21 protein-coding genes and 4 pseudogenes are annotated in these 19913 nt (G+C 44.2%); 9 read left to right on the plus strand and 16 right to left on the minus strand.

Features of this window, described 5'->3' with window-relative positions; all coding sequences use genetic code 11:
- Window positions 1-14: 14 nt before the first annotated feature.
- Entirely contained in the window at window positions 15-203 is a 189-nt protein-coding gene (locus BFW96_RS01985; protein WP_040081512.1) for a 2-hydroxymuconate tautomerase, read from the minus strand.
- Window positions 204-311: 108 nt separating this feature from the next.
- Here BFW96_RS01985 and BFW96_RS01990 point away from each other — a divergent pair, with 108 nt between their 5' ends.
- Together BFW96_RS01990 and BFW96_RS01995 are read left to right on the plus strand one after the other, a co-directional pair.
- Window positions 312-971: a site-2 protease family protein gene (locus BFW96_RS01990; protein ID WP_014665778.1), complete on the plus strand. Its 660-nt coding sequence runs from the start codon at window positions 312-314 to the stop codon at window positions 969-971.
- A gap of 13 nt (window positions 972-984) precedes the next feature.
- On the plus strand, window positions 985-1503 hold the full coding sequence (locus BFW96_RS01995; protein ID WP_069838493.1) for a YwhD family protein: 519 nt from the start codon (window positions 985-987) through the stop codon (window positions 1501-1503).
- Between the two features lie 316 nt (window positions 1504-1819).
- Here BFW96_RS01995 and BFW96_RS21780 read toward each other — a convergent pair.
- A pseudogene (locus BFW96_RS21780) lies at window positions 1820-2394 on the minus strand (serine hydrolase domain-containing protein); the annotation flags it as partial.
- Window positions 2395-2640: 246 nt separating this feature from the next.
- Between BFW96_RS21780 and bla the strand changes: the two are divergent.
- The gene (gene bla / locus BFW96_RS02010; RefSeq protein WP_371326430.1) at window positions 2641-3570 is read left to right on the plus strand and encodes a class A beta-lactamase; all 930 of its coding nucleotides are present in this window, start codon (window positions 2641-2643) and stop codon (window positions 3568-3570) included.
- A 161-nt stretch (window positions 3571-3731) separates the two neighbouring features.
- Here the strand turns inward: bla and BFW96_RS21785 are convergent.
- Window positions 3732-3927 (minus strand): annotated as a pseudogene (locus tag BFW96_RS21785) (hypothetical protein); the annotation flags it as partial.
- A 216-nt stretch (window positions 3928-4143) separates the two neighbouring features.
- Between BFW96_RS21785 and BFW96_RS02015 the strand changes: the two are divergent.
- Both BFW96_RS02015 and BFW96_RS21790 read left to right on the plus strand, forming a co-directional pair.
- Window positions 4144-4566: pseudogene (locus BFW96_RS02015) on the plus strand (sensor domain-containing protein); the annotation flags it as partial.
- Window positions 4464-4682 carry a hypothetical protein gene (locus tag BFW96_RS21790; protein WP_234698028.1) on the plus strand — a complete coding sequence of 73 codons (219 nt, stop codon included), beginning with the start codon at window positions 4464-4466 and terminating at the stop codon, window positions 4680-4682. The pseudogene BFW96_RS02015 and the gene BFW96_RS21790, both read left to right, overlap by 103 nt.
- Before the next feature lie 367 nt (window positions 4683-5049).
- On the opposite strand, the gene BFW96_RS02020 is transcribed toward BFW96_RS21790, so the two are convergent.
- Window positions 5050-7125 (minus strand): transglycosylase domain-containing protein, encoded by a 2076-nt coding sequence (locus BFW96_RS02020; protein ID WP_069838496.1) that lies wholly within the window; start codon window positions 7123-7125, stop codon window positions 5050-5052.
- Between the two features lie 201 nt (window positions 7126-7326).
- Between BFW96_RS02020 and speE the strand changes: the two genes are divergently transcribed.
- Together speE and speB are read left to right on the plus strand one after the other, a co-directional pair.
- Window positions 7327-8157 (plus strand): spermidine synthase, encoded by an 831-nt coding sequence (speE, locus tag BFW96_RS02025; protein WP_003227543.1) that lies wholly within the window; start codon window positions 7327-7329, stop codon window positions 8155-8157.
- Between the two features lie 60 nt (window positions 8158-8217).
- Entirely contained in the window at window positions 8218-9090 is an 873-nt protein-coding gene (gene speB / locus BFW96_RS02030) for an agmatinase (protein ID WP_003227545.1), read from the plus strand.
- 31 nt (window positions 9091-9121) lie between these two features.
- On the opposite strand, the gene BFW96_RS02035 is transcribed toward speB, so the two are convergent.
- The 3 genes from BFW96_RS02035 to BFW96_RS02045 all read right to left on the minus strand — a co-directional run bounded on the left by BFW96_RS02035 (window position 9122) and on the right by BFW96_RS02045 (window position 10941).
- Window positions 9122-9595 carry a YbaK/EbsC family protein gene (locus tag BFW96_RS02035; protein ID WP_069838497.1) on the minus strand — a complete coding sequence of 158 codons (474 nt, stop codon included), beginning with the start codon at window positions 9593-9595 and terminating at the stop codon, window positions 9122-9124.
- Window positions 9596-9692: 97 nt separating this feature from the next.
- Entirely contained in the window at window positions 9693-9812 is a 120-nt protein-coding gene (locus BFW96_RS02040) for a PhrC/PhrF family phosphatase-inhibitory pheromone (RefSeq protein WP_014665774.1), read from the minus strand.
- A complete protein-coding gene (locus tag BFW96_RS02045; protein ID WP_069838498.1) occupies window positions 9796-10941 on the minus strand; it encodes a response regulator aspartate phosphatase in 1146 nt (381 codons plus the stop codon). The genes BFW96_RS02040 and BFW96_RS02045 overlap by 17 nt, the downstream gene beginning before the upstream one ends.
- Window positions 10942-11170: 229 nt before the next feature.
- Here BFW96_RS02045 and BFW96_RS02055 point away from each other — a divergent pair, with 229 nt between their 5' ends.
- Together BFW96_RS02055 and BFW96_RS20905 are read left to right on the plus strand one after the other, a co-directional pair.
- Window positions 11171-12526, plus strand: a complete 1356-nt coding sequence (locus BFW96_RS02055) for a YncE family protein (RefSeq protein WP_069838500.1) — start codon at window positions 11171-11173, stop codon at window positions 12524-12526.
- 34 nt (window positions 12527-12560) lie between these two features.
- Window positions 12561-12770 (plus strand): annotated as a pseudogene (locus BFW96_RS20905) (YncE family protein); the annotation flags it as partial.
- Between the two features lie 5 nt (window positions 12771-12775).
- Here the strand turns inward: BFW96_RS20905 and BFW96_RS02060 are convergent.
- From BFW96_RS02060 to sboA, 9 genes are read right to left on the minus strand one after another with little or no spacing between them, the layout of a single operon-like run.
- Window positions 12776-13477 (minus strand): antibiotic biosynthesis protein AlbG, encoded by a 702-nt coding sequence (locus BFW96_RS02060; protein WP_069838501.1) that lies wholly within the window; start codon window positions 13475-13477, stop codon window positions 12776-12778.
- Complete coding sequence (locus BFW96_RS02065) at window positions 13474-14754, minus strand: M16 family metallopeptidase (protein ID WP_069838502.1); 1281 nt, start codon at window positions 14752-14754, stop codon at window positions 13474-13476. Before BFW96_RS02065 ends, BFW96_RS02060 begins: the two co-directional genes overlap by 4 nt.
- 4 nt (window positions 14755-14758) lie before the next feature.
- On the minus strand, window positions 14759-15919 hold the full coding sequence (gene albE, locus BFW96_RS02070) for an antilisterial bacteriocin subtilosin biosynthesis protein AlbE (RefSeq protein WP_083252798.1): 1161 nt from the start codon (window positions 15917-15919) through the stop codon (window positions 14759-14761).
- Complete coding sequence (gene albD / locus BFW96_RS02075) at window positions 15909-17219, minus strand: antilisterial bacteriocin subtilosin biosynthesis protein AlbD (protein WP_069838504.1); 1311 nt, start codon at window positions 17217-17219, stop codon at window positions 15909-15911. Before albD ends, albE begins: the two co-directional genes overlap by 11 nt.
- A complete protein-coding gene (locus BFW96_RS02080; protein ID WP_069838505.1) occupies window positions 17212-17931 on the minus strand; it encodes an ATP-binding cassette domain-containing protein in 720 nt (239 codons plus the stop codon). Before BFW96_RS02080 ends, albD begins: the two co-directional genes overlap by 8 nt.
- Window positions 17928-18089, minus strand: coding sequence for an antilisterial bacteriocin subtilosin biosynthesis protein AlbB (gene albB / locus BFW96_RS02085; protein ID WP_003222006.1), 162 nt, complete (start codon window positions 18087-18089; stop codon window positions 17928-17930). The genes BFW96_RS02080 and albB overlap by 4 nt, the downstream gene beginning before the upstream one ends.
- Before the next feature lie 12 nt (window positions 18090-18101).
- Window positions 18102-19448: a subtilosin maturase AlbA gene (gene albA / locus BFW96_RS02090; RefSeq protein WP_069838506.1), complete on the minus strand. Its 1347-nt coding sequence runs from the start codon at window positions 19446-19448 to the stop codon at window positions 18102-18104.
- A 39-nt stretch (window positions 19449-19487) separates the two neighbouring features.
- A complete protein-coding gene (locus BFW96_RS20910; RefSeq protein ID WP_083252778.1) occupies window positions 19488-19625 on the minus strand; it encodes a bacteriocin biosynthesis protein in 138 nt (45 codons plus the stop codon).
- Window positions 19582-19713 carry a subtilosin A gene (gene sboA / locus BFW96_RS02095; RefSeq protein ID WP_003222002.1) on the minus strand — a complete coding sequence of 44 codons (132 nt, stop codon included), beginning with the start codon at window positions 19711-19713 and terminating at the stop codon, window positions 19582-19584. The genes BFW96_RS20910 and sboA overlap by 44 nt, the downstream gene beginning before the upstream one ends.
- Between the last annotated feature and the right edge of the window lie 200 nt (window positions 19714-19913).

Here is a 19913-nt window from a genome sequence, read left to right on the forward strand (position 1 = left end):
CGGCTTTACAGAGATTATTCCATATCGCTTAGGCGTTTGCCTGCAACGGCATAATGGTCTTTTTTCATTTCTTCTATAAAGACAACAATTTTTTCTTCAGAAGCGCCGGTTGTTTCCTTTACGGCTTCTGTTACTTTCTCAACAAGATTGCGTTTTTGCTCGTCTGTACGGCCTTCGAGCATTTTGACAGTTACGTATGGCATGTGTGCTGAATCCTCCTTTATCTCGTTTCCTCTCTTTAGAAAAAGAGGCTTCTTATAGTATACTGAATAAAGTAAATTCTTGCATTTTGAGAAAGAGGGATATCTCACTTGGACCGTTTTTTATATTATCCGTTGTCTTTAATGCCATACCTCGTCATCACGCTAATTGTGTCGTTTACGATGCATGAGCTTGCCCATGCTTATGTCGCATACAAATTTGGTGACGATACGGCGAAAAAACAAGGAAGACTGACGCTGAATCCTATTAAGCACCTTGATCCGTTCGGTACCATTTTGATTTTGGTGGCCGGCTTTGGATGGGCGCGTCCCATTCCCGTTAATCGCCGTTTCTTTAAGAAACCCCGGCTTGCCGGTGTGCTCGTATCTATAGCCGGGCCTGTCAGTAACCTGATTCTTGCCTTTATCGGTTTCTTTTTGTTAGTGTTGATGCATGCGTACGGAATGGAAATGCTTGCGGCATTCAGCACGGGATTGGATCAGTTTTTTTCTATTTGGATACAGCTGAATCTTGTCTTGTTTTTATTTAATCTGCTGCCGCTTCCTCCGCTCGATGGCTATCGAATTATAGAAGATCTTGTTCCGCCGGGCGTGCGTGCCAAAATGACGCAAGCGGAGAACTACGGCTTTATCGTGTTTTTGGTTCTGTTTGTGACACCGCTCGGATCTTACGTGCTGTGGCCGCTGCTTAATGCAGGAAGAGATTCGATTTTAAAGCTGTTTTCAGCGATATTTCAACCGCTTTTGTAGGAGGTAGAACTTCATGGAAGAAAAAAAGAAAAAATCAATCGGGTTTAATATTATCAAAAGTGATCCGACAGACGGACACGGCGGTTTTGGCGTAGGGGCACTCAGCCTTGATAACATTTCTCCCGTGTTCGTCGATGTAGAGGAAAAAGAAGCGTTCGTAGACATCGGTGCCATGCATGCCCGCAGCACCGTTGAAAAAGGAATTAAATTTCTGCCTAATAAAGAAGATGTTCCAAACGGCAAACCATACTGGCTTGTGTGGGTGACGATTGACAGAAGAGAAGAGGGCCCTTATTACGCAGGGGTAACAGCCTGTGAAATGACGGTCGACAGAAGCATCAGAAGAGGCTACAAGTCACTGCCTGAGCATGTGAATCTGATGGATAAATCCATGAAACGGAAAATCATCGTTGATAAAATGGACGACAGCTCGAAGCGTGTACTAGGCGAATTTCTGAAAAATCATGATCAGGGCCTATGGGACCGTTCCTCAGATGAGTTAAAAACGAGCCTGCTTCCGGAAGACAATTAATTTGTGAATTTTCTGTGAACTTTTAGAATATTTGAGATATTTTTCGTGAACATTGAGTAAACTGGTGATACAGAAATAGGACATGGAAAATCCCGAGCCGAAACAAGACTCGGGGTTTTTCATTTTTAGGGGGATATGATGTACGAAACCATTCGAGTCGGCGATTGGTTGATAAAAGCCGACGTGGAAGAAACGAGAAAGCAGTATGAGAAAGATATAAAGGATATGTGTGAATGCGGTAACTGTCCTAACTATTATAAGGCAGTGAATGAACTGCCGGTCCAAAAGGATCAAGTATTAGAGAGTCTAGGTCTCATTCCGTCATATTCAAATCTGTATAGGATGCAATCCCGCTTGTATGTTTCAATAACTGACGAATGGTTTTACCGTCATACCCATTACCCTGTACGATCCCCGGTAACCATTTTTCAACCGAATCATCAAGGTTTAATTGTTTCTCCTCAGCCAACTGCAGTATAACGGACGCTGTGAACGTCTTCGTGATGCTTCCAATACGAAATGAAAAGTTCGGTTCTACTGCGCGCGGTACCTCGTAACTCGCTGTCCCTGTTGCATAAGGCCAGCGTTTACCCTTCTTTAATCCGCCTGCTATGACACTTGGGATTTTTTAATTGTTACTACCTGTTTGGTTTTCCCTGCAAACTCTGAGACTAAAATATTCTTGATATGTTTTTCTGCTCCTAGTACATTGATGTTTATCGAAATGACATGTTGACCATCTTCCGTTCCACCTGCAAAGTTAGTAAACCCGGGAATGCCACCACCATGCCCCCATACTTCGGTACCGTCCAGCAATTTTGTTGCATGTATGCTAAGCCCATACTTTCCTAACGGGGAATCAGCTGTACTAGTCATCATTTCCTTTTGCATGCCTATTTCTGTATCTGATGAATTACAACTATTTGCTCAAAAAATTCAAAGCTTCTTGTATGTAACATAAAACCCTTCTCTATGTAGGTTCTATTTTATCTTAAGGTTAAATTATTTTTTTAAAAGATATGGAACAATATTGTTATTTAGATTGTCTATTAAGTGTAATTTTAAAAACTGATGTTCAAATTCAATACAATTGTATCTAATTTAACATCTGTTTTAAGTATTAAAAGTCTGAAGGGAATGATCATTTTGAAAAGTACAAGGATGCTAAAAATAGGGGTGTGTGTTGGCATACTAAGTTTAAGCCTTGCAAGCGTAAAATTCTTTATAGGTGAACCATTGCAAGTTGAAGCAAAAGAAAAAACAGAGCAAACCAATCATGCAAACCATGCGACTCATCGAGAGTTCGCTCAACTTGAGAAAAAGTTTGACGCTCGACTAGGTGTCTATGCTATCGACACTGGTACAAACCAGACAGTAACTTATCGACCTAATAAACGGTTTGCTTACGCATCTACCTACAAAGCTTTGGCGGCAGGAGCTGTATTACAGCAAAACTCAATTGACAAATTAAACGAGGTCATTACCTATACCAAAAATGACTTAGTTACGTATTCACCAGTCACAGAGAAACATGTGGACACTGGGATGACCCTTGGGGAAGTTTGCGAGGCTGCTATTCGTTATAGTGATAACACTGCGGGGAACCTTTTATTCAAGAAACTAAACGGACCTAAAGGCTTTGAAGAAGCGCTTAGACAGATTGGTGATAACGTTACCGTGGCTAATCGCTTTGAGACGGATTTGAACGAAGCTATTCCGGGAGACATTCGTGATACAAGTACAGCAAAAACACTTGCTACCGATCTTAAGGCTTTCACAGTCGGAAATGCGCTCCCAGCTGACAAACGTAAAATTCTTACAGATTGGATGCGTGGAAATGCTACAGGAGACAAACTCATCCGCGCTGGCGTACCAAAAGACTGGGAAGTCGGTGATAAATCTGGAGCCGGTAGCTACGGAACACGAAATGATATCGCCATCATTTGGCCACCGAATAGAGCACCTATTATCATCGCAATTCTGTCCAGCCGAGATAAGAAAGATGCTACCTATGATAATGAACTGATTGCGCAGGCTGCCAAGGTTACAATTAATGCTCTCAAGTGATAATATCTCAGTTTCCTCATTCCTTTATCCAATGTTATCTAGAGGATAAAACTAGAAACCGATTCTTTTTAGTGTAAAGAGAATCGGTTTTTTGCATGCTTATCATTTCCATTATAAAAATAATAATCCACTATATTAGACGGAGAAATCTGTTTTATATTTGGATCGCCGGTGGGACCATAAGGTATAGCCAGTCTTTTGAGAAGATCAGACGTAAAGCTCATACTTGTAGATTTCATATCTAATGGTTTAAAAATATTCTTTTCCATATATTTCGAGAAATTTCTCTACTGTTAACCTTGTGAGCGCAAATGAGGCGTTGTCATACGTATAAGCTTCTCCTGATGGCCGTACCACGTATGAACAGAGTGTAGCAAGCGCGGCGAGTCATAGCCGATAGTGAACTTTTGTCATTTTTATAAAGGGTAACAAAAATTGAGTGGGCTGCCGCTGTCTAGGTAGTTATGTCATACAAACCGTGACACTTTGACACTACCGTATGTGACAGAAAAATACTTAGAATCAAAAAGTAGCTTTTACCGCATTGACAATGAATGAGGAGGAGAGATTTTAATGACGAAAGCATCAGCTCAAAAAACTTTGCAAGATTTCTATTTCTTGTTATTTACCTTTGCATCCGGATTCTTTTACTTTTGTTTCTATCTGGTCAGCATTACATTTGCATTAGTAATGACGGTTATCTTTTTTGGTATTCCCTTGTTAGCTTGGGTGCTACAAACAATTCACACGTTTGTTCAGTATGAACGCATTCAGACAAAGGTTTATACGGATATATCGATAGAGTTATTCGAATCAAGGAGAAGAAAGGAGGGAGATAAATGGATTAAAGCGAGCGATACAATCTTTAATAATAGCAACTGGAGGGCTATTTTTTGGCTGATGCAGAAGTTCTTTATCGGAATAATGAGTCTTATATGCGCTATTTTACTGTATGTAACGCCGCTAGTATTTATCGTTACGCCCTTACTTTTTCGATCAATGCTGACGGATCCTTTATGTTCCGTCCGAAAGATCTGTTACTGCGTCAAGAAGCAAGTGCCTTGCTGGATTTAGCTTTTGGCTATTATGCATTGCCTATTAAACGACAATAGATATTTATCCTGATTTGAATAATGAAAAAAATTGCATTCTAGTATCTTTTCAGCATCAAGCTAAAATAAAACAAGAAATTCAACTTTATAAGAGCTTTATGGAAACGGAAACGATTCTAAAGATAATGCGATACATCTTAAGTTTTTGCATTGAAAGAAGGGGTTCTGGTGCAAATACTTAGGAAAGATATAAAGGGGCAAAACATTTTCTAGTGGAATCTAGTCTTAAGCATTAAGCAGGAATTCCAAATAGTTGATGGATGAAATTCACTTGAGTTCGGACAGACTTATCCAGTGAAACAAGTTGCTTCCATGGGGCATTGACCAACCATACGAATAACCCGGCCTCCGAGAAGCCGGGTTATTTTCAATGATTTCGCCCCAGCCATTTGTCCCACCATTTTTTCTCGGAAGCGGGCTTTTCTTTGGCTGGAAGCCGGTCTTTTGTTTGTTTTGCGGGTTCTGCCCCGTAGCACACGTTTGATGGTTCTGTGCCTTTCACAAAATATGTGTAATGCTTTGCGGCGCAGCCGGGACCTGATGAGTAGCCTGTCTTTGGATCAATGTACACGCCGGTTACGCCTTTTGGCGGCTTGAACGCGGTTTCCGGATCGCCCTTGAGCGCGTTCTCCATGAAGTCCGCCCAAATGGTTTTAGCATAGCTTTTTTCTTCGACCGAGTCGATGGTGCTGCTTTTGTCATAACCAGTCCAAACACCCGCGGCCAACTTCGGATTGAAGCCGATCATCCAGCTGTCTGCGCTGGTGGTTCCTGATTTTCCGGCATACGTTCTTGTCAGGCGGTTGGCTATCGTTCGTCCGGTTACCGATGTATATCCGTTTAAATCGGTATCAAACATGCCTGTCATCATACTCGCCGTGACAAAAGCGGCTTTTTCATCAAGAACTTGTTTATGCTGACTCGGGTTTTCGTACAGCACATGGCCCGCCGCGTCCGTAACTCGCGAAATAAAAGTCGGTTCGATTTTCTTTCCGCCGTTTGCGAGCATGGCATAGGCGTTGACCATCTCAATCGGGCGCACAGGTTCAGTGCCGAGTGCCAGGGACGGCAGTGCTTGAAGATGGGCGGTAATGCCGAATTCCTTTGCGGCCTTTACGAGTTTGTTCGTGCCGAGAAAAAGATGCGTTTTCACAGCGTAAATGTTGTCGGAAAGCGCCAGCGCCTGCAGAAGCGTAATCGGCTTGTTGGCGTAGTATCCGTTATAGTTGCTTGGAGAATAGGTTTCTCCCTTTGCATCAATTTGAAACTCGGTTTCTTCGCTTTTCATCAAAGTGACTGGCGTAAATCCGCTTTGAATCGCTTTATAATACAGCAATGGCTTGATCGTCGAAGCAGGCTGGCGCTTCGCCTGTGTCGTCCGGTCAAACGGGCTTTTTTGATAATCCCTGCCGCCGACAAGGGCGAGAACGTTTCCGGTGCGGGGATCAATGGCTGAAAACCCGACTTGAATGTCAGAGCCCGCGTTAACCGTTTTGGTAATGGTCTCCTCGGCGATGCGCTGCATCCGTTTATCCACCGTTGTATAGACGTTTAACCCGCTCGTTTCAATTTGCTCCCGCGTCATGCCAAGCTTTTTCTCCAGCTCTCTCATCGCATTGTCATAAAAATAAGGGGCCTTTCTCTTGGAAACTTGTTTATTCAAAGGCTGATAGGAAAGAGGTTCCTTGATCAGTTCATCCGCTTTCTTTTGGCTGATCATCTGCTGCTTTTCCATCATGCGCACAATCGTTTTCTGGCGTTCTTTGGCTTTTGTCTCATTGACATACGGTGAATAGCCGGAAGGGCCTTTCGGGATTCCTGCCAAAAGCGCTGCCTCCGCATCCGTCAGGTTTTTGGCATGCTTGCCGAAATACAGGCGGGAAGCGGCTTCAATGCCGTAGGCGCCATGACCGTAGTAAATCGTATTTAAATAGCCTTCTAATATCTCGTCCTTAGAATAGTTTTGTTCCAGACGGATCGTGTAGAATGCCTCATTCCATTTCCGTTTCCACGTTTTGTCGTGTTCAAGGTATAAGTTTCTCGCATATTGCTGGGTGATGGTGCTTGCACCCTGAACCTTGGCAAATGCTTTCAGATCAGCAAGCGCCGCGCCTGCCATGCGTTTATAATCAAAGCCGTGATGATCGTAGAAATTCTGGTCTTCAATCGCCACTGTCGCTTTTACGATCGTCGGATTCATGTCCTTTAAGGGGACCCAATAGCGCTTTTCGCCGTAGTTCGTTTCCCCGAGCTTTGATCCGTCACTCGCATACAAAATCGTGGATTGCGGCACCTGCACCGAGGGAGCGCCCTGGTATTTGGCTATCAAAATGACAGTCATAAACACGGCCGCTGCCGCAAAGGCCGCAAAAGCCCCTAAAAAGATAAAGGCGCGAACGGTTTTCAGCGTCAGTCTCAGCCGTTTATTTGTCATTGCATCCACAACGGGTTCCCCCTTTTTTTATGTTTCTACTATTATGAGGAAAAAAGATCGTTTTTAAACATTGCTGAACAGGACGCATCTTTACTTTTTTCCCGCCATCCTCTATACTTTTTCCTTAGGTGAAAATGAGATTTCAACCGAGAATAAAAGCTGATTAGACGCTTACAATAAATGAATACAGCCTGGAAAGGGAGATGACAATTGAGCGAACTTTGGTACACAGAGAAGCAGACGAAAAACTTTGGCATTACGATGAAGGTTAACAAAACGTTACATACAGAACAAACGGAATTTCAGCATTTAGAAATGGTGGAAACAGAAGAGTTCGGCAACATGCTGTTTTTGGACGGCATGGTGATGACATCTGAAAAAGACGAATTCGTCTATCATGAAATGGTGGCGCATGTGCCATTATTCACGCACCCAAATCCGGAGCACGTTCTGGTAGTCGGCGGCGGTGACGGCGGCGTTATCAGAGAAATCCTGAAGCATCCAAGCGTGAAAAAAGCGACACTTGTAGATATTGACGGCAAGGTGATCGAATACTCTAAAAAGTTCCTTCCTTCTATCGCAGGCAAACTGGATGATCCGCGAGTTGATGTGCAGGTAGATGACGGATTTATGCACATTGCGAAATCTGAAAATCAATACGACGTCATCATGGTAGATTCAACTGAACCAGTCGGACCGGCTGTAAACCTGTTTACAAAAGGATTCTACGCAGGAATCGCGAAAGCGCTGAAAGAAGACGGCATTTTTGTCGCACAGACGGACAACCCATGGTTTACACCGGAATTAATCACAAATGTACAGCGCGACGTGAAGGAAATCTTCCCGATTACGAAGCTGTATACGGCGAACATTCCGACATATCCAAGCGGTCTGTGGACATTTACAATCGGCTCGAAAAAATATGATCCGCTTGCAGTGGAAGACAGCCGTTTCTTCGATATTGAGACAAAATATTACACAAAAGATATTCATAAAGCGGCGTTTGTACTGCCGAAATTTGTGAGTGATCTGATTAAATAATGATGGTATGGCGCAGGAGCGAATCTTGCGCTTTTTTACAGGAAAGCGAGGGTATTATAGATGAGATTTGATGAAGCTTATTCAGGAAAAGTATTTATCGCGAGCCGTCCCGAGTGGGAAGAGGCGGACGCCATTCTTTACGGCATGCCAATGGACTGGACAGTCAGCTATCGCCCGGGCTCACGCTTTGGCCCAAGCAGAATCCGTGAGGTATCAATCGGCCTTGAAGAATACAGCCCATATTTAGATCGTGATCTGGCTGATTTGAACTTTTTTGACGCCGGCGACATTCCGCTGCCGTTCGGTAATCCGCAGCGAAGCTTGGATATGATTGAAGAATACGTGGACAGCATTTTAGAAAAAGGGAAGTTCCCAATGGGTATGGGCGGGGAGCACCTCGTGTCATGGCCTGTCATTAAAGCGATGTACAAGAAATACCCAGATCTTGCGATTATCCATTTTGACGCACATACAGATCTTCGTGTTGATTATGAGGGAGAACCGCTTTCTCACTCCACGCCGATCCGTAAGGCGGCAGAATTGATCGGACCGCACAATGTGTATTCATTCGGAATCCGTTCCGGCATGAAAGAAGAGTTTGAATGGGCGAAGGAAAACGGCATGCACATCTCAAAATTTGAAGTGCTTGAACCGCTGAAAGAAGTGCTTCCGAAGCTCGCGGGCCGTCCGGTTTATGTCACAATCGACATTGACGTATTAGACCCTGCCCACGCACCAGGAACAGGAACGGTTGACGCCGGCGGCATCACGTCTAAAGAACTGCTTGCATCCGTCCATGAAATCGCGCGTTCAGAGGTAAATGTAAAGGGCGCTGACTTAGTGGAAGTCGCACCGGTTTATGACCACTCGGAGCAAACGGCAAACACAGCCAGCAAAATCATCCGTGAGATGCTGCTTGGGTTTGTGAAATAGGTAAACATCCAGACGATGTCTGGATGTTTTTTTATTCCCAGCCTTTACAAACATCGATCCACGCTTTTAAGAAAGAAAATTCGGATAATTCTTCAGGCGTTAATTCAATAGCGGAGTTTCTGCTGCCGCAAGCCGGGAAAACAGTCTCAAACCGTTTCAGCGATACATCAAGATAAACCTCAAGATCATGAGCCAACCCAAACGGGCAAACACCTCCAATTTCATGGCCTGTCTGCTCCAGCACCTCATCAGGAGAGAGCATTCTTGCTTTAAAGCCAAATGTTTGCCTGAACGTTTTGTTGTCGATCTTGGCATCTCCGGCTGCCACAATCAGAATCGCCTGATCTCCTTCCCCTCTGAAGGACAGGGTCTTGGCGATTCTAGCCGGGCTCACGCCGATCGTCTCAGCTGCTTGTTCAACTGTCGCGCTCGACGTTTCGAACTCCATCACATCATTTTGTCGATACCACTGTGTAAAGTGGGTTTTCACACTTTCCAGAGACATACTGTATTGCCACCTCTTCAAGATTATTGAAAGAATCATAGCATGGATTGGGAGGATGGGTAAAGAGGGGACAGAAAAACCGCCGATAGACGGCGGTTTAGATCATGGCGCGCTGCGCAACATCAAAATGTTCTGTTGATGAATTTGATACTTCGACTGTGATAAATACAGCACTCACAGCTAAACAAGCGAGTAATAATTTATACTTCCATTTCATATAAATTCACCCCCCCTTGAATGTGCTGTCTTGCTTCTTCAACCTTTAAAAAGTAATGAGATGCTTTTTTGTAATTTTCCTGTTGATGATAATATTTAGCAACATCAAGTGCGAAGTCCTCGATATCTGCATACATCATTTTACCTTCAAGAAAAACAAAACATTTTTCTATCCGTTCCTCATCCGGTCCAGACAAGTATAAAGATTCCAAAAATTCAAACTCCGTTAGATACACGGTATCTCCCGCAGCTGCAGAATACTCTTTTCCCTTTTTATGATATTCACAGGCGTTATCAATCTTACCTAATTTAAAATAAATTTGTGTAATTAGGAAAAAAGCTTGTGGCAGTGAAGGGAGCATTTTAGATCCTTCAAATACTTGAATGGATTTTTTTACATACTCTATCGCTGATTCAAAACTGTTTTGGTTTTGCTTGCAGAGTGCTATGTTATAAAGAGTTCTTCCCATTAATTGCGGCTGCTGCTCTGCTTCTGCAAGTGTAAAGGCTTTTTGAAAATGGGCAATTGCTTTTTCGTATTGTTTTAAATCCAAAAAGTTGGCTCCGAATAAGGACTGACATTGAATCATTCTGATATCATATGTAGTCTGTTCACTGTATATTTCGAATGCTTGACGTGCATAGTCCATGGAGACATAAGTTTGTTTCATATAATAATAGACTTCTGACATTTTGAAAAAGAATTCCGCTTTATCGATTTTGTCTTTCACAAAAACCAGTTTGCTCTCAGCTTTTTTAAAGAATTGAATGGCTAATACATATTCACGGCGATCCAGCTCATACATGCCTCTAAAGAAATTAAAATAATACTCAAGCAGACCAGTTAAACGAGCCTGTTTTTTATCAATCTCAAGCAGCAGATCAGACAGTCTCGGCTGTTCCTCAATCCTCATTTTTTCTAACGGTTCAAGGTACTCAAGCATCAGGTTGTGCCGAAACTCCATTAGTGAATAGTACAAATGAAGGTCTTGATCTTCTTCCATTTGATCCAGCTCTTGCTTGATTTCTCGTCGCAAATATTCTGCATCGGGTATGCTGAATCGGCGTATGTACATATACCATTCGTTAATCTTTTCTCCGATGGAAGAAGAAGATATGACACCTGTCACGTTTGTAAATCCCTCCCTTCATTATTCTATATATGTCATATTTTATCATCTTCATTCTTGTGAGAAGCGCAAAAAAACCGCAATGTTTTCTTTCGTTACACCGCATATCAGAGGGGATTTTTTCAAAAAACCGCTTTTACCCTCGGCAATTTGTACAAGCAAACAGATTCACCTTCCATATTCTGTTGTATCTGCGTGAGCAGTGTATGTCTGAAAAGGAAGTGAAGATATGAGAAAAAACAAGCTTTCCTTTAAAGAAAAAGCAGAAGCCGCACAAGAAGAATGTTTATGTTTTTGTGAGGAAGAAGCAAGCCGCGAGGCCATGTTTCAAGCACCGATTGAATTACCTGAAGGGTTTGTCGTTGATCCGGCTGAAGCTGTTGCAGGTGTCACGTGGAATGCGGACAGCCTTTCCTGTGTCAGTGAACGATGCTTAATTCAAACGGGGCCTGAGCCTGATGAGATCGGTGTTCAATTTGCAGTGCGCCTGCAGGGAACCGTTACGCTGCTCGTCAGTGTCTCACCTGTGCGAAATCAATATGGACAAGGGGATGGGGCTGTTTCCGTCATTCATAATGCAGAGATCGATCAAGTCGTCTATTATTCCGATGAACCGGAAGATTGCCCGGATATCAGTGACATTACGATCGAAAACCTTGTTGTTGTTCCGCCCTTTTACGGCAGTCCTTTATCGGTGACGGGGACGATTGTGCTTGTACCGGAGCCGGAGCCTGTTTATGCGTTTACAGCGAATCCAAATGATCAATCAGTTTCTGTGATTGATACAAACACTCACGCCGTTGTGACAACGATTGCTCTTCCATATAGGCCGACAGATATTGAAGTGACCCCGGATAAAAGCGCTGTGTTTGTTTTGCACTTCAACAACAATGTGATTTCTGTCATCGATTATGACACATTAACAGTGACAGCATCCATAATGCTGGATCAGCCGCCTCGATCGATCAAATTTATCCCTAATCATGAGTTTGCTTATGTTTTCGCCGGTACTGAAATTTATGTGATTGGAATTGATACGCTGGCTGTTGATAGGTCTATTCCTGTGGAAGGGTTTGATGTTGCAATCGATCCCAATGGGTTATTCGCCTATGTTCTTAATTTTGGTTTAGTGCAAAAAGTGGACCTATCTACCGGTGAAGTCATAGGAACGATTGAACGAGAGCTTATCGTATTATCCATAGAAACAAATTGGCCGGAGCGGTATGCGTATGTGTTAGAACAAGAATTCTTATTCAATTATTTGACGGTTATTGATTTAAATACGTTTACGATCAGCATTACTCAAGGACTGGAGCCTGACGACCAATATGAAATGTTTACGAGTGGATCAGAGGTGTATTTACTTGAGAACTACACTGGAAATTTATATTCTGTCAGTCCGAATGGAGCAGGCGTTATAGGAAATGTTCCACAGCCGGCAAGTTCTTTTGCGTTTACCCCGAATGGCGAATTTCTGTATGCAACCCATTTTTTAGAGCAGAACATCACTGTTTACAACACGGATGATTATTCTGTGGAAACTATCATATCTCTTGGGGTTTCACCTGGAGCTATTGCGATCTAATCAACTGAATGCTGTGCATTTCTAAAAGGATCCTGATAACCTCACTATCGTCAATACAGCTACACACACCATAATTGCAAACGTGTCTCTGCCCGGCGCCTTTGACCTCACCGTAACGCCGGACAATCAGTATATTTATGCGGCACAGCCCAACGACAATGCTGTGACCGTGTACCGCACGAGCGATTATACAGCTGTGACGGTGATTCCGGTTGGCGCGGGTCCGTCTGCGATTGCAATGTAGAAGCTTTATAGTTCGAAAGAAGCGGGGCGGCGATCAGAGATGTGCTTATATATTGATGATCCGATCTGCTGGATCGCCGCTACGATGATCAGAAACAGCAGTTCACTTATAGTGAAACTGAGCATCCACCATATCCCGGCTGCTGCAAGCGCTCCCGCAAGCACTTTTCTGAATAGGCTGCCGTGCTGCAAAAGCTGCAGCAAATACGTTCGCATGCAAAACAATAAATACAAGATCAGTAACAGCGCAAGCCCCATTGAAACGGCAGGGGGCGTGTAAAGGCGGAAAGGGACGGCTTTGACGATTTCAAATATGCAGCCGAATATGACGACTTGGCATAATACAGCAGCCATCACGTATGTTTGGCGGACGTTTTTATAGCTGTCACGCAGCGATTTGACGTCTTCTGCATAGCGGCTGCATAGGTTGTGTTGCTGAAAGTCACAGCAGCTTTGATGAGACTGTGTGAGTTTCTGAAAAGCTGCTGTCATGTTTTTCACGGATTGGGTGACATAGTGAAGATAGAGAAAAGCAGGCAGCATCAGGACGGCGGCGGTACAAGCCAGCAGTCCGAGCCGCACGGCATCACTGTTGATCATCTGTACATATTGGGCGGCGGATTCGGCGGCGGCCTTAACCCAGCCGAAGGAATAAGCCGCCATACCGATAAGCAGCAATAACAAGGTAAAGACAGTGCTTTTTCTCATTGTTTGATCGCCTCTTTCTGGGAAACATGAATGATCGCTTTGTTAGAAGATGCCAATGCATCAATGAGAGACAAGAAAATCTGCGTATCCATATCTTGAATGATGTGGTACATGTCAAGAAACGAGCAATCGTTCCTGTCACACTCGGCCGCCCATTCGAAGCATTTACGCACATAATCGCTGTCATAAATGATCGCGTCCGTAAAAGAGTCCTTGCCGTATTGAAGCCAGGACGCAACCTGTTCTTTCTGCTGCGTGACGTAGTATGATGCGACATCAATATAAGCTGAAGAATGGGTCCCTTGACTGTGAAGGATCAAGAAACCGCCATCCTCATATATATGTGTCTCGGCTGACAAGCGATCGATTTCCAGGCGATACGTTTGCTGAATTTCTTGAAAAAACGGTGAATCTAATTGAAATAGAATACGAGACGCGATATCCCAATAAAGCTTTACGGTCAACAGATCGTTTTGCCCGGGAAGTGCGCCGATCTGTAATCCGGTCCATGTATCTTCCATCCGCTCCTCATCACCCAGCACCATTTTTTGTGAAAGGGGTGGAGGGCACGCCGGGATGATTTTCTTTTTAGCTTGATCATGCGGACGCTTCTGCAGCTGAAGGTGAGGAGGTAATAGCATTTCCGTATCTTCTGAACCCCCAATCAAAAACAGCGTCATCCGATGGCCTTTGTAGGCGGCTTTGTAGGCTTTTTGTAAATCACCAATGTTCAGCGCGTTAATATCCTCGATTCTGCCTGCCGGGAAAACGGCAGCAGGTGAGGCGGGAGCAAGCATGCTGATCAGCTGATAATGATATGAGAGCTGATGGTTAAGGTGTGCTGTTTGAATTTCGCTTGTAATCACAGCTTTTTCCTGAGCGACAATCTTTTTGTCAAATGAGTGGTTCCATAAAGCATCAAGCAGGATGGGGATCGTTTGTCTGAGCCGATCCGGTAATGAGGTAAACATGAAATTGGTATCGGTGTAGGTAGTGAATGCGTTTAAAAGCGCGCCATGCGCAAAAAAATCATTGTACAGGTTGCGGCCGTTATGCCAGAAGAGAAGATGCTCTAAAAAATGTGCTGTGCCATACGGAAGCAGCGTGTCGCCGGATTCTGCCTGTAAGCAGACATCACGGCTTCCGAAATCGATTTTCACATTGCACAGGCGCAGGTGGGCGCGGGGAAATTTTAATCTGAATATTTTCAGCCCGCTTTCTGTGTATTTGATATCGGTTCGTTCATCCAGCTGTTGAAAAAAGGCTTTCTTTTCCATCTCTTCATCCCCTTACTACATGAGCTCCGATATAATTGATAGTCGCTATGAATTGCAATACATCACGGCACGTTACCGCTGAGATGCCATCCAGCAAGGCTTCTTTCGTGCAGGAGAAGCGGCGAAGAATCCCCATATAGGCCAACAGACCTTCGGGAGAATCGAATTGCAGCAGCATTTCATTCCGTAAAAATTGCTTTGCCTGTTCCAGTTCCCGCTCATTCGATTGAAAAGCTGAGACAGCTTCCAAAACGCGCGGAGGTATATCCTTTTCATGAAGCTGATCCGTACATATAGAAACAAGCAGCAAATTGTTCATGACATCGTAACGGGTGATGACGTGATAGACTGCCAGATCCTTCTCTCGGAAATGCTTGAATAAAGCGGAATGGCCGTACTTTCCCAGTAGTCCGTCTATCAGCTGGATTTTGATATAATCGCTGGCATCTTTCATTTCTCCGCAATCAAATCCGAGTGTCAAGACGGAAGGGCCTGCAGCGCTGCGTGTCTCTGTTTCAAAAACATGCCGGTTTACGGGTATTCTTCCGGACGTTACAGTGGACGTTTGCGGGGCATGTCCCTGAGCATCACATGCTTGAACTTGTCCCAATATGTTCAGCTGTTTTTGCTGGGACATTAAATCAACGATAAAGTCCGTTGCGTCAAGAAACCGTTTAGGATGAATCGCCTTTATCCTGTCTTTCCGGCCAAACATGCCTGTGCCGTACATCGGGTTTCCGAAGACCTCCTCAGTCAATCGCGCCGCCGAGTAGGAGAAGGGATCAGTGAATTTCTTTTCGATTCTCAGCAGCAGCTCATTCCTGGCCTTTTCAACTGCTTCGAATGAAAGAGAAGAAGGGAAAGACATGTCTGCAAAAGTTTTCATTAGGGCGTCAACATGAAGATCCCCGTTATACAATGGGTGAATCAAACGGGTCCCGCAGGTTTTCAGCTGCTGATCAAAAAAGAGATTCGCCGAGTACATGAAACGGCTGCCGGCAGCATAACCGAAAGCGTCAATGATTTGCTCCTTCAGGTATGCGGCGGCGCCGTAAAAATAAATTGTTTCTTCCTCAGGTTCCGCCGCGCTTTCGATCGGTTTCAGAAAGCTCGCGGCGATTGAAATAGTTGAAAATTGATGAGTCTTCAGCAGGTTAACTTCCAAGCCGTTCTCTTTTGCTTGTATCAAAGAAACCACCATCCTGTTTTTGCAGGTAATAGACTATGATCAGACCGGCTATCGGAACGACCGCCAGGGAGACAGCGGTGCCGGCTAATGTGGCTAAGAATAGGGGAAGACAAAACAGATAAGACCGATATTTTGAGAAACCGCTCCATAGCTGCTGCTCCGTCTGCCAGCTGAAGAAGGGCCTTTTTTCATCCGCGGTTAACCTGATAAACGCTCCCGCCAGCAGCAACTCAATGCACTGCAAAAAAGTGAGAACTGAAATCGGACGGCCGCTGATGAAACCCACAATGATCGCGACAAGGAGAAATCCGCCTGCCAATAGACCGGCATAAAAGCGATATTTCGCCCAAAACATCGTTTTCCGCTTGATCGGAAGCGTGATAAGCAGCATCCGGTCGTTTTTTTCAATCGAGTACAATAGGGCGATCGGTGAGCTGATGAGCAAAAGCGCGGAAATCACGATATAAATCACTTGCTGATTGAAGATGCCGGTGTTCATCATCTGGAACGAAAAGAATCCGCTGAACGCCGCCATCACCGCGTAATTTAACAGCATCGCTTTAGAAGAGATAAATCGGTTCCATTCTCTTTTGTAAAACGAAAATTCAGATCGCCGCATAAATGAATGCATCTTGCTCTGCTGCGGAGGCGCCTGCAGAAAGACAGGAAAGTCAATGACCACCGCCCACAGGATATGAACCGCGCAAAGCGGAATCGTGGCGGCCGGCATAAAAGCGACGCTGAGGCATACACAGGCGAATATCGCCGCATGCAGCAGAAACATCCAGTTCTTTTTTTTGGCGAAATAGTTGCTTAGCACAACTCCGAAAATAATGGAGTAAACGGTAAAAAACGAAAATCTGCCGAGCCAAAACAATGTTTGCGCCCCTGACAGCGTTCCGTTTCCAAATAAGAACAGCGGTAAAATGAAAAAGAATAATGTTCTTCTCAAACAAGTGTCGACAAACAGAACGACACTCTGGGCAACCCAAAAGCTCCGTGAAGAAATCGGCAGCAGGCAGCTCAGCTTCATATAAGATTCCTTCCATTGAGATGTCACAGAAAGAAACACCATATACGCATTCATCAAGAGAAGCGCGAGTATGATATACGTTTTCCCTAACACCGATTCGTTAATGCCAGCCTGTCGGATCAGCCCGATCTCAAACACGGCCAGAATGACAAGGCCTGCGGCAATGCGGATGGCATCCTTTTTCCCTTGCCGGCTGTAAAGCTGTTTGAACAGCAAAGACATGATGGAGATTATGCTATTCATGGCCGATCACCTCAAAAAATTCCCGCCGCAGATCGGTCTCCTCTCCAATCGGAATGACCTTTTGGATCTGTTTGTTGTGAAGAATGGCCGCATAATCACAAAATCTTTGCACGACATCGAGCAGATGAGAAGAGAACAAAATGGTTCCGCCTGACTCACAGTACTCGCGCATTTTCTCATAAAAGACCTCTATCGATTCCACATCCAAACCGACGAGCGGCTCATCCAAAATAAACAGGGGGGCGCGCAGCAATAAGCCTGTCATCAACACAACCTTTTGCCTGTTCCCCAAGGACAGCTCTGAAATTCTCCTGTTGATGTATTTTGAAAAATGAAAGGCCTCGGCCAAACCGGCAAACTGCTGCTCTGAAAAATCCTTTTGGTAAAGCGAATGGACGAAAGACACATAGTCCTTCGCCGTAATTTCTGTAAACAGCAGCGGATAATCGGCGGCGAAGTAACGGTGAATCTTCAGCTGATCTGATGTTTTCTGGGGCATGCCGGCCCCCGCTTCAATTCCGCACAGCGTAAAGCGCCCGCTGAAATTGCGATTCACGCCTGTCAGCGTATTAATCAGTGTCGTTTTTCCGGCGCCGTTTACCCCAAGCAGGCCGTAAACGGCGCCTTTTTCTAAATGTAAATCCACTTGTTCTAAGATGACGTTGTCCCGTTCATACCAAACGGATACATCGTGTATATCCAAAATGCTCATCGCGAGTCAGCCTTCCGCGCGCGCATCCCGAATAGAATGGCAATGGCAATGAAAATCAGCGTAAACAGATAATCGCTTTTGACAAAATAGACGACTGCGCCGATGACAAAGATAAATGAAAGGATATACAGTAAAATTCTTCTTTGTGCTGGTGACAAATCGTTTCCCTCCTAAATAAGCTGGACCACGTCTTCTAATTGTTCATTTTTCGCCCAAGAGCAAATGTTTTTCCGGTGATATTTGTTAGAGTTCAGCCCTTTTAAGTAACAGCCTCCGCAATAACCGCTGAACGGGCATTTGTCTTTCATGCAATGCTCGCTGAACCGCGGCGCCTGCGCTTGCCACAGTTTATGGACGAGAGGGGAGTTAAAGATGCTTTCATAGGAATCATGAAAAATATTTCCCAATGAAAATTCCTTTGGAAAGAGGGCGCACGGACGTACTTCGCCGAACGGGCTGATCACAATGGACTTCCAGCCAGCGCCGCAATTTGCCGCGCGTTTTCTCTCATAGGGAATAATCGGAATTAAATCTTTAAACTCATCAATCACATTTTGCTCGTATTCCATAAACTTGCGGTGCTGCTCGGCGTCTTTCGTTGGATGGACAATATCCCTGCCTCTTCCGAAATCATCAACCCAATTGTAAGAGAACGCCTTCGCTCCAAGATCCCGAACTTTTTGGGCCATATCGTGGATTTCCCACATGTTTTTTTCGAAGACGGACATGGCGACTCTGACAAATATACCGTGGTCACTCAACAATTTTATCGTTTTACAAGTTTGGGCAAAAGAGCCTTTTCTCCCTCTAAAGGAGTCATGAACCTCGGAATTGACACTATCAAGTGAAATGCCGACGATGATTTTTTGCTTGTAAGTTTTCAAAAGCTCCAGGCTCTCTTTTCGCATGAGTGTTCCGTTTGTTAATACAGCGACTTTTTTGAACTTTTTACACACATAGTCAAGAATCTCATTGGCGTTTGGATGGACAAAAATTTCCCCGCCCGTGATTTCGCATGTCAATACACCGTTATCAAACAGCATATCAGCCGTTTTTTTGAATTGCTCAATCGACACGGTGCCGAGCGCTTCAGGTGAGCTTTCCAAATAACAGTGGGCGCATTTCAAATTACAGCGGTGCGTCAGCTCAAATGTGGCGTGCAGCGGCATTGGAAATTCATTGCTTCCGCTCGTGATGATTGTATGGCGGCTTGCCCGGTTGCCAAGCTGGATGACCTGCTTGTTCTGGAGCATGTTGAGCATGTCGTAATACCAGTCTTTATGGTCTTCGGGAGATTCATCATACACGGCACATTGCTCAGCTAAAATCTGTTCAGCTGTTTTTTGGCCATCCATGCGCATGCAAAGCTCGTAAGCCGTTTTGTTGAGGTCCAAATACTCAAAGTCAGAAATGGAGACATTATCGCGCAAGTAGTCGATTTCTAACACGCCGCCCTCAGGAAGCTGGTGAACTCTTACACTTTCATTAATAAATGGAAACATCTGCTCTATAAACAAAATACCATCCCCTATATCTATGATTCAAATGAAAAACGATTATGTATGTATATCCAAGAGGTAGATTTTAGTTGAAAAATGTAATTTACTTAAAAAGGGCATAGTAGAAAGACTATGCCCTTTTTGGAGAACCTTATCCCCATAGACCGAATAGGCCTGTTGCACCGGCAATTTCAAAATCAGGGATAGGGCCGTCCACTAAACAAGCGGCTCCGATCGAGCATGTTGCACAACCTTTGTTTTCTACAATGACAGCTTTTTTCATAATTGAATCCTCCCTTTTTTTGTTTTTCTAGCAGATCTATGTTGTACTTTTATCTTAAAACTATCAAATTACTAATTCAATACATATATTTTGAAAAAAATGTGAAATGGAAATGATAGATTTCGGAAAAATGTAACATTTCCTAAAGGTAATTAGTGATATGATTTTCTCTTCTATTAAGGAAATGCTTTTTATGAGGT

The organism is Bacillus sp. F56 (genome assembly GCF_001748205.1).
Taxonomy (GTDB): Bacteria; Bacillota; Bacilli; order Bacillales; family Bacillaceae; genus Bacillus; species Bacillus stercoris.

Excerpts from the sequence above, each read along its gene's own strand:
- BFW96_RS02065 (WP_069838502.1), bottom strand. The coding sequence starts at position 14,754 with ATGGAAAAGAAAGCCTTTTTTCAACAGCTGGATGAACGAACCGATATC.
- sboA (WP_003222002.1), bottom strand. The coding sequence starts at position 19,713 with ATGAAAAAAGCTGTCATTGTAGAAAACAAAGGTTGTGCAACATGCTCG.
- bla (WP_371326430.1), top strand. The coding sequence starts at position 2,641 with ATGATCATTTTGAAAAGTACAAGGATGCTAAAAATAGGGGTGTGTGTT.
- albD (WP_069838504.1), bottom strand. The coding sequence starts at position 17,219 with ATGAATAGCATAATCTCCATCATGTCTTTGCTGTTCAAACAGCTTTAC.
- BFW96_RS02035 (WP_069838497.1), bottom strand. The coding sequence starts at position 9,595 with ATGTCTCTGGAAAGTGTGAAAACCCACTTTACACAGTGGTATCGACAA.
- BFW96_RS02060 (WP_069838501.1), bottom strand. The coding sequence starts at position 13,477 with ATGAGAAAAAGCACTGTCTTTACCTTGTTATTGCTGCTTATCGGTATG.
- BFW96_RS02080 (WP_069838505.1), bottom strand. The coding sequence starts at position 17,931 with ATGAGCATTTTGGATATACACGATGTATCCGTTTGGTATGAACGGGAC.
- BFW96_RS02055 (WP_069838500.1), top strand. The coding sequence starts at position 11,171 with ATGAGAAAAAACAAGCTTTCCTTTAAAGAAAAAGCAGAAGCCGCACAA.
- BFW96_RS02040 (WP_014665774.1), bottom strand. The coding sequence starts at position 9,812 with ATGAAATGGAAGTATAAATTATTACTCGCTTGTTTAGCTGTGAGTGCT.
- speB (WP_003227545.1), top strand. The coding sequence starts at position 8,218 with ATGAGATTTGATGAAGCTTATTCAGGAAAAGTATTTATCGCGAGCCGT.
- BFW96_RS01985 (WP_040081512.1), bottom strand. The coding sequence starts at position 203 with ATGCCATACGTAACTGTCAAAATGCTCGAAGGCCGTACAGACGAGCAA.
- BFW96_RS01995 (WP_069838493.1), top strand. The coding sequence starts at position 985 with ATGGAAGAAAAAAAGAAAAAATCAATCGGGTTTAATATTATCAAAAGT.